Raw genomic sequence first — 7,654 nt, 5'->3', positions numbered from 1 at the left:
CCGCCACTACAGTGGCGGCGGCTCGATAACGAGAACCCTTATGTTACAAGACAATCCTTTACTGGCGCAGCTGAAGCAACAGCTCCGTGAATCGCTGCCGGTAAAAGAAGGCGTGGTCCGTGCCACCACTAAAAACTTCGGCTTTTTAGAGGTTAGTGATAAAGAAAGCCACTTTATCAGCCCGCCCTTGATGAAAAAACTATTAAACGGTGACCGCATCAGTGCCGTGATCCGCGAGGTTGATGCCAAAACCCAGGCCGAACCGGAAACCTTGCTGGAAGCCGGTTTACAAAACTTCGTCGGCCGGGTTAAGCGTTTTAAAAACCGTTTGCAAATCGTTCCCGACTTACCGTTGTTTAAAGATGGCTTAAAAGCCAAAGCCGTTAATGGTATTGATGACAAAGCACTGGCTGACGGCGACTGGGTGCAGGCAACGCTGGTACAGCACGCGTTAAAAGATGAACAATTTCTGGTTGAAGTGACGGCACTGATTGCCAAAGCTACGGATCCAGAAGCGCCCTGGCTAGTCGTATTAGCGCGCCATAACCTGCCGACAGCGGCGCCCTTGTCCGAATTCAGCGAACAGCAAGCCACTACCCCACGCAGTGATCTGACCGCTGTGCCGTTTTTCACCATCGACAGCAGCAGCACCCAGGATATGGATGATGCGATTGCGATTACGCAAACCACAACAGGCTGGCAATTAAAGGTCGCTGTGGCCGATCCGGATGCCTATATTCCGGCAGGTTCTGCTTTGGATCAGATCGCCTCAGAGCGGCTGTTTACCACTTACCTGCCTGGTCGCAATATTCCGATGCTGCCGCGGCAACTCGCCGACGAGCTGTGTTCGTTACACCCGAACCAACCACGACCGGCGCTGGTGTTAACGCTAAACATCCAGCAGGATGGCACTATCGAACCCGACTACCGCTTTGAGCTGGCCACCATCTGCTCACAGGCCCGCTTTGATTACACGCAAGTCTCTGATTATCTGGAAGGCACGGGCAGCTGGCAGCCTGAAAGTTCGCTAATGGCCGAACAGCTGCAGCAGCTTAGTGCGCTGGCAAAAGCCCGCCAGCAATGGCGTAAAACCCATGCCATTGTGTTTCCGGATAAACCGGATTACCGCTTTGACCTCAACGCCGGACATCAGGTTGTCGCTATTCATGCCGAGCAGCGCCGTATTGCGAATCTGATGGTCGAAGAAGCGATGATCGCCGCCAATCAGAGCGCAGGTCGCTATTTAGCATCACAACCGGGCTTTGGCCTGTTTAATACCCACAGCGGTTTTGACAGCAGCAAGCTAAACCCACTTAATGAACTACTCAGCAAATTTGACGCACCGGTACTGGGTGACGCCCTCACCGAATTAAGCGGCTTTTGTCAGTTACGGCGCTGGCTGGATCAGCTGCCATCCGCTTATCTGGATACGCGGATCCGCCGCTTCCAGGCTTACGCCACGGTGAGCACCACCCCAGCTGCGCATTTTGGTTTAGGCGCAGAATATTACGCAACCTGGACCTCGCCAATCCGTAAATACAGTGACTTGATTAATCAGCGCCTGATTAAAGCTACCTTATTACAGACCGCGACAGAGCCCCCTGCTGCGGAGCTGGCAAAACGGCTGGCTGAGCAGCGCAAAATTCAGCGTCGCGCCGAGCGGGATATTGCCGATTGGCTGTATTGTCAGTTCCTCAGTACTGCCCAAGCCGACGGCCAATGCTTTACCGGTGAAGTGCAGGATATTAACCGTGCCGGTGTGCGGCTGCGGTTACTGGAAAATGGTGCCCAGGGCTTTTTAGCCTTGAGCGAGCTGGGTGTACCGGCAGACAGCCTCAGTACTAACTGGGAAGAAGGCCGCTGTTATCAGGGGGACAACATCATGCTGGAACTGGGACAGCAGCTGCAGGTACAAATCAGTGAGATTAATCCGGATAGCCAAACCATTAATTTAAAACTGCCCGCTGCCAGCGCAGATCTTTAAGCTTCAGCGACAATTCAGTTTCGCCGGCTAATAATGGCCGGCGACTGCAGTTAGCTTTTCTCATTTCGTATTTTGCAGTTCAAATAACACAAACTTTTCTCTATTCAGGCAAGGAGCCAGGAGTTGTTATTAACCATTCTGAATACATTATGCCGCCGGCAACAGCGCCGATCTCAGCGCATTAACCTGATAAGTTTAAGTTGGATTCCGCAGCCACAGCTGGCCGCTACTGTCGATCGCATTCTGGATACTCCGACTTTAGATCACCGACAGCTGCAATGGGACAGACCCGAGGTCCCCACCGCAGCAGGCTTATTACAGGCACGCGGTGCGCATATTGTTAGCATTAAACCGCGCGGTGAGCACTTTGCCAGCGCCGATCCGCATGCCCGCCAGATCTATGCCCTGTCGCGCTTTGGTTTAACCTTGCCACATGGCCGGCGCAAAGGTTTTTGGACGAAATTACTACGCGGCAGAATGCGTGGCGTTGCAGTAAAAGCGCAATATCTGGCCGGTAAAACCCTGCTGCTGGGCGCCTATTACGACGATTGTAATAATTACTACCATTTCTGGGCCGACGTGATGGCCGATCTCTGGTTTGCCCGCCAGGCCGGGCTGGATTTAACGCAAGTCAGCCAGTTTTTGTTGCCCTATAGCGGCTGTCGCTGGCAGCAAGACATCTTGCAGCGCTGTGGTATCGCGCTAACTAAGGTGGTGCCGTTATCGCAGAGCTCGCATTTACAGTGTGCTGAACTGGTGCTGCCCCTGCGTGCCAAAGGCAGTTATCGTACGCCAGTGTGGCTAAACCGGGCCTTACGTGAGCTTAGCGACTTTCAGCCGGCAAAAACCGCACAACGCCGACTGTATATTGCCAGGCTCGATGCCAACAAGCGCAAATTGCAGAACGAAGCACAGATTATCGCTCTGCTACAGCAGCATCAGTTCGAGATTATCAGCTGCTCGGCGCTGTCCGTCATCGAACAGCAGCAACTGTTCAGTCAGGCGGCCGTCGTGATTGCGCCGCATGGTGCAGCCCTGACGAATTTGCTCTGGTGTGCGCCTGGTACCAGGATTCTGGAATTTGTACCTGAGGGCCACCACAACCCGGGGTTTCGTGACTTAGCCACCTTAGGCAAACTGGATTATGCGGTGCTGCAAAGCGGTAAGGTCTCGCCGCAAAGCGAGGAACTGTGGTTGGATTTACAGCCGTTACAACGCTATCTGCAGCAGTTATAACGGATACTGAGCACACATCAGAGTAAGCGGGTTCCCAGCGGCACCGCCTGATCCGGCACACAAAGCGCGACCTCACCGGCCGCGTTATGAAAACCGGTTACCAGACACTCTGACATCAGCGGGCCAATTTGCTTGGCAGGAAAATTGATTACCGCCACGACCAGCCGGCCGACAAGCTCGTCCGGTTGATACAGTGCGGTAATTTGCGCACTCGACTTACGCACCCCTATCGCCTCGCCAAAATCGACTTCCAGAATATAAGCCGGCTTACGTGCCTGTGCAAAAACCTTGGCACTGATAATGCGGCCAACCCGTAGCTCTAACTGCAAAAAGTCATCAAAACTAATGGTTTTCATACTGCTCCCGTCATCTGCTATGCCTCTGAGCCACCTGCTTTGCTACACGTTGTTACACGACGTTATTGCCCCTTGTCATTCCGCGGCGGCGCTTCAACTTCGGTGCGATTAAACAACCACAACATGGCCTGGCGGTAACTTTCCGGACTACTGGCAGCATGAGTACCCTTATCGATCGTAATCACTCGAAGTTGCCATGGCGCCCTGGTTTCAGTTTGCCAGTGCTGCTGCCAGTTTAACGCGGCCTGACGTAACTTCGGCCAATCCCGTGCACCACTGGTAACCACCAAGCCCAGATCAGACCTTGTTGCAGACGGCGGCGCGCTAAAAAACATCGCGGCTCCGGGTTCAAAGGTCGGATTACTGGCGATTCGCCCCCAGAACAAATCCGGCTGGGTAAAGGCAGAATACAACACAAAATACCCGCCCCGGCTCTGACCAAATAAAATCTGTTTGCTGCTATCAATCCGATAACGTCGGGCCACTTCTGGCATTAATTCCAACGCCAAAAAGCGTTGAAAGGCCGGCGCACCGCCTTGCTCTGCCGAGGCATCGGCTGTCGGTGCCGAAAAATCATAACTGCGTTTATTTATGCTACTGTCAAAAGCGCCATAGGCAATACCGACAATAATGGCTTCTGGTAAGCCCTCATCATAAGTTAGAAATAAATGATTTGCCGCCAGGATCGGAAACAGTGAATCACCATCCAACAGATAAACCACCGGGTAACGGGTCGTTGCGCTGTCATAATCAGCGGGTAGACGCACATAGATATGAAAAGGTCTGGCAACCTCGGCAGAATCGAACTTAAAGTAGTCGCCCTGTAACGCCGGCAGAAAACTTAACGGCGCGCCAGCCGGCGCTGATATATTTTTCAGTACTGCCAACAAGATAGCGACACCCAGCACTAAGGCACTAACCCCAATAAGCACCAGATAGCGGCGACAGGCATTAACCGCTTGCGTAGCAAACCGGCGGTGCCATTGCCAGGGTAGCAACAGCAGCGGCAGTGAGGTCAGCAGCAATAACCAACCAAAGCCAGTAAAGGCCGCAGTGGAAACAACATATTCAGCGCTATGGATAAAGGCCAAACCGACCAGCAGTCGGATCACCATTTCCAGATAATGCAGTCGCGCAGAGCTGGCAAAACCAAGCAAAAAAGACTGTGCTTGCCGCGGCCGAAACAACGCCAATACCCCAAGCACAACCAGGTAGCCGCCAGTCAGGCTGACCAGCAGCAAGGCCAGCAAAGCAGTCATGTCATTAGTAATCTGTGCCAAAAAGAATCCCGAGTTTAGTGATTAACCGGCTTGTCACCCTATCTGCGGCGCATAACGCCCTGATTATCTACATACCGATGAGCACGGTATAGATTACAACACCGATTAACGTAACAGTAGTGCCCAAAATAAGCCAGCCCAAGGCCAGCAAAACGCCACCAAACAGCGTATTTAAGCGGGCGGCTCTGATTTTGGCGACATGATTTAGCTGTAACACCGCCGATACTGAAAACAACGCACCAACCGCCATCAGCGGTGTCAGTATGCCGAAAATAAACAGGCCCACTACCGCGGCCTGAGCGGATGCCTCATCAGGTGCCAGCTGGCTTAACATCCATATTGCCGGGATAGCCCCGGCCAGGAATAGCAAATTGCCGCACACTAATCTGGATCTATACATTTGCTCTTACCTGACAAGTTCTAATCAGTAGCCATTTCAGCATAGCGAATGCGAATATTCTCGGTACTGTCAAAACGCGACTCAGCTTTAATTTCTGAACCATCCAGTGGAGTGTTAATTAAGAGTTCGGTGTTAGACAGCCAGCTTATCGCAGGGGCATGGCTTTGCGGATGGCCTTTCAGCACAAAAATATTACCGGACTCGTTCGCCAGGGTGTTAGCGGCGGGCAGAATGGAAATTTGGGTACTAAAATCGCTGGTGGCACCGCAATCACGCTGAAAAATCACCGCTTTATAGCGATTATCGGGTGAAGATAGTTCAGCATAGATCTCATTATCACAAAGGCCGCCGGCAGCCAGGTAAAACAGCAACACAAAAAACAGTATTGGCAAGCCAATAGTGATAAACAGAATAAATAGCATCCACTTGATAAGCTTTAGCATTGTCGTCCCTGATGGTTGATACCTGACTAACCCGCTTTTATCTTCAACGTTGATAATAAATTACTCAACCTGAACCGCCGCTTATAGTCCAATAAAGCGAGATTTTAATTCCGCACTTGGCGACATGCAGACTTCACTTCTACCAAAGAGCCGGTAGCGATGGCGCGCCAGCCATTTATATGCTGCATCACGCCAGGCGCGGGGTATCCAGCGTAATACCCTGCAATAAGGCCAGAAGCCGCTAAGATCGCGCGCAATCTCCAGCGCAGCATCAGAATAAAGGTAACAGCGCTGCTGTTTAATCAGTAGCACGGAGTCGGTGTCTGCGCTAAGCTCTGGAAATTCGGCCAATAGCTGCTGTGCCAGCTCACTTTGCAGCGGCGCGAAAACAAAGCGCGCCAGTGGATCGCGTTTAATAATAAACCGCACCGCGCCCTGGCAGAGATGGCAAACGCCATCGAAGATGACGATATGCGGATTAGTGTTGATTGAGCAGCCCATGTGCATACCACCACCGGCAACTACCGAGCTTTGTTCGCTGCAATTTCTTCCAATCGCTCAGCCAACCAGACCTTGATAATTGACTGACGGGTAACGCCGATCCGATTGGCCTCTTGATCAAGTGACTCAATCATCCAGGCAGGAAAGTCTACATTAACACGCCGTTGTGCCTGATTAGGACGCTTAATTGTCGACAGGTCAAGAGCATCAATAATATCGACCGCATTATCATCAAACTTTTTGTCGAATACTTCAGCTTTCATAAATTGCCACCTCAGCTTTACGCGCCCGCCTGACCGAGATTAATCGGATAATCTCACCTCGATAGGTAATCACCGCCGACCAAACCTTACCATCGATTGCGCCGATAACTAACGAACGCGATTCATCTGTAGATCTGGCCTCAATCTCAAGTAAGTAAGGATCATTCCAGAGCTGCTGCGCATCAACAAAGTCAATACCATGTTTTTCAAGGTTAAGCAGGCTCTTTCCGTCGTCAAACTCGAATTTATACATTGGTATATAAATTATACCTTAATGGCGCATTTGTTAAGTGTAAGCCAACAGATTACGTTTGCAAGTTGGAGAAAACATTTAAGGTTCTGCTAAATCCTTAGCCACTACTGTCTCTAACACCGACGGCTTAATTTCCGTTAGCAGCGGATGGGGATAATTATCGATATCATTCGAAGCGGTAAAAATAAATAAGCCAACTTCCGGATAGTAATCGAAGGTTGCATAGGAGTAACCGTTTGAGCCGGTGTGATTAATCCTGTTAAAGCCATGCTGCTTGTCGATAGCCCAACCATAGCCATAGTAGGAACCTTTTTCAGTATTCTCGGCAATATGCGGTGTAAACATCAGCTGCCAGGAGGCTGCGGTTAAGATCTGACCTGCCTGCATTGCCAGGTACCAGGCCTGCATATCTTGCGCGGTCGAGACAAAACCACCGCCACCTTCGAACCAGCGCTTACCCGGTTGTTGGCGCAGATGCTGCAACGAGTCACCCACACTGCGGCTCTTGGCTTGTAACCGAAACGCCCGTTGTAACCAGTTGGGATCAGCACCGTAATTTATCGCCAACCTGTGTTGCGGTATATCCGCCAGGCGATAGCCGGTTGCTGTTAAACCCGCCGGTAACAGGATGTGCTGTTGAATGTAGGCTTCCCAATTCTGGCCTGATGCCATTTCAATTAGCTGCGCCAGCAAGTAATAACCCAGGTTCGAATAGTGATAGCGCTCGCCAGGGGCGGCAACTAATGGCAGCTGCAGTACCTGCCGCGTGTAAATCCCGCTATCGATAACGTCGTAAAAACTCATGCTGGGCGGGTTAGTCGGCAGGCCTGACGAGTTACTTAACAAATGATGGATGGTGATCTGTTTTTTGTCGGCAGGAACATCCGCCAGGTAGTTATCGATAGTTGCCGTAAGTGATAATACCATTCCACCTTGTT

Annotated in this window: 10 protein-coding genes; 2 read left to right on the top strand and 8 right to left on the bottom strand. The window is 51.4% G+C overall.

Annotation, left to right across the window (positions count from 1 at the left end):
* Both AAY72_RS08090 and AAY72_RS08085 read left to right on the top strand, forming a co-directional pair.
* A partial coding sequence (locus AAY72_RS08090; protein ID WP_231728926.1) for an exoribonuclease II occupies positions 1-1,984 on the top strand: 1,984 nt, incomplete at its 5' end.
* 123 nt (positions 1,985-2,107) lie between these two features.
* Positions 2,108-3,220: a DUF563 domain-containing protein gene (locus tag AAY72_RS08085; RefSeq protein WP_057786666.1), complete on the top strand. Its 1,113-nt coding sequence runs from the start codon at positions 2,108-2,110 to the stop codon at positions 3,218-3,220.
* 17 nt (positions 3,221-3,237) lie between these two features.
* Here AAY72_RS08085 and AAY72_RS08080 read toward each other — a convergent pair whose 3' ends face one another.
* The 8 genes from AAY72_RS08080 to AAY72_RS08045 form a co-directional block, all read right to left on the bottom strand.
* Entirely contained in the window at positions 3,238-3,576 is a 339-nt protein-coding gene (locus AAY72_RS08080; RefSeq protein WP_057786664.1) for a tRNA-binding protein, read from the bottom strand.
* Positions 3,577-3,638: 62 nt separating this feature from the next.
* Positions 3,639-4,856 carry an alpha/beta hydrolase gene (locus AAY72_RS08075; protein WP_231728925.1) on the bottom strand — a complete coding sequence of 406 codons (1,218 nt, stop codon included), beginning with the start codon at positions 4,854-4,856 and terminating at the stop codon, positions 3,639-3,641.
* Positions 4,857-4,923: 67 nt separating this feature from the next.
* Positions 4,924-5,256 carry a hypothetical protein gene (locus tag AAY72_RS08070; protein ID WP_156411305.1) on the bottom strand — a complete coding sequence of 111 codons (333 nt, stop codon included), beginning with the start codon at positions 5,254-5,256 and terminating at the stop codon, positions 4,924-4,926.
* A gap of 20 nt (positions 5,257-5,276) precedes the next feature.
* Entirely contained in the window at positions 5,277-5,699 is a 423-nt protein-coding gene (locus AAY72_RS08065; RefSeq protein WP_008983348.1) for a DUF5412 family protein, read from the bottom strand.
* 81 nt (positions 5,700-5,780) lie between these two features.
* On the bottom strand, positions 5,781-6,206 hold the full coding sequence (locus AAY72_RS08060; RefSeq protein ID WP_057786660.1) for a thiol-disulfide oxidoreductase DCC family protein: 426 nt from the start codon (positions 6,204-6,206) through the stop codon (positions 5,781-5,783).
* Between the two features lie 14 nt (positions 6,207-6,220).
* Complete coding sequence (gene brnA, locus AAY72_RS08055; RefSeq protein ID WP_057786658.1) at positions 6,221-6,463, bottom strand: type II toxin-antitoxin system BrnA family antitoxin; 243 nt, start codon at positions 6,461-6,463, stop codon at positions 6,221-6,223.
* A complete protein-coding gene (locus AAY72_RS08050) occupies positions 6,453-6,716 on the bottom strand; it encodes a BrnT family toxin (RefSeq protein WP_057786657.1) in 264 nt (87 codons plus the stop codon). Before AAY72_RS08050 ends, brnA begins: the two co-directional genes overlap by 11 nt.
* Before the next feature lie 78 nt (positions 6,717-6,794).
* Positions 6,795-7,654, bottom strand: an 860-nt coding sequence (locus AAY72_RS08045) for a serine hydrolase (RefSeq protein ID WP_057786655.1), incomplete at its 5' end; no start/stop codon positions are given.

The organism is Alishewanella sp. WH16-1, assembly GCF_001441695.1.
GTDB lineage: Bacteria > Pseudomonadota > Gammaproteobacteria > Enterobacterales > Alteromonadaceae > Alishewanella > Alishewanella agri.
Note: the sequence above shows the minus strand (reverse complement) of the source record. Positions and strands in the feature narration are given on the sequence as shown.

Coding starts and splice junctions, on each gene's coding strand:
- AAY72_RS08080 (WP_057786664.1), bottom strand. CDS start 3,576: ATGAAAACCATTAGTTTTGATGACTTTTTGCAGTTAGAGCTACGGGTT.
- AAY72_RS08070 (WP_156411305.1), bottom strand. CDS start 5,256: ATGTATAGATCCAGATTAGTGTGCGGCAATTTGCTATTCCTGGCCGGG.
- AAY72_RS08065 (WP_008983348.1), bottom strand. CDS start 5,699: ATGCTAAAGCTTATCAAGTGGATGCTATTTATTCTGTTTATCACTATT.
- AAY72_RS08060 (WP_057786660.1), bottom strand. CDS start 6,206: ATGCACATGGGCTGCTCAATCAACACTAATCCGCATATCGTCATCTTC.
- brnA (WP_057786658.1), bottom strand. CDS start 6,463: ATGAAAGCTGAAGTATTCGACAAAAAGTTTGATGATAATGCGGTCGAT.
- AAY72_RS08050 (WP_057786657.1), bottom strand. CDS start 6,716: ATGTATAAATTCGAGTTTGACGACGGAAAGAGCCTGCTTAACCTTGAA.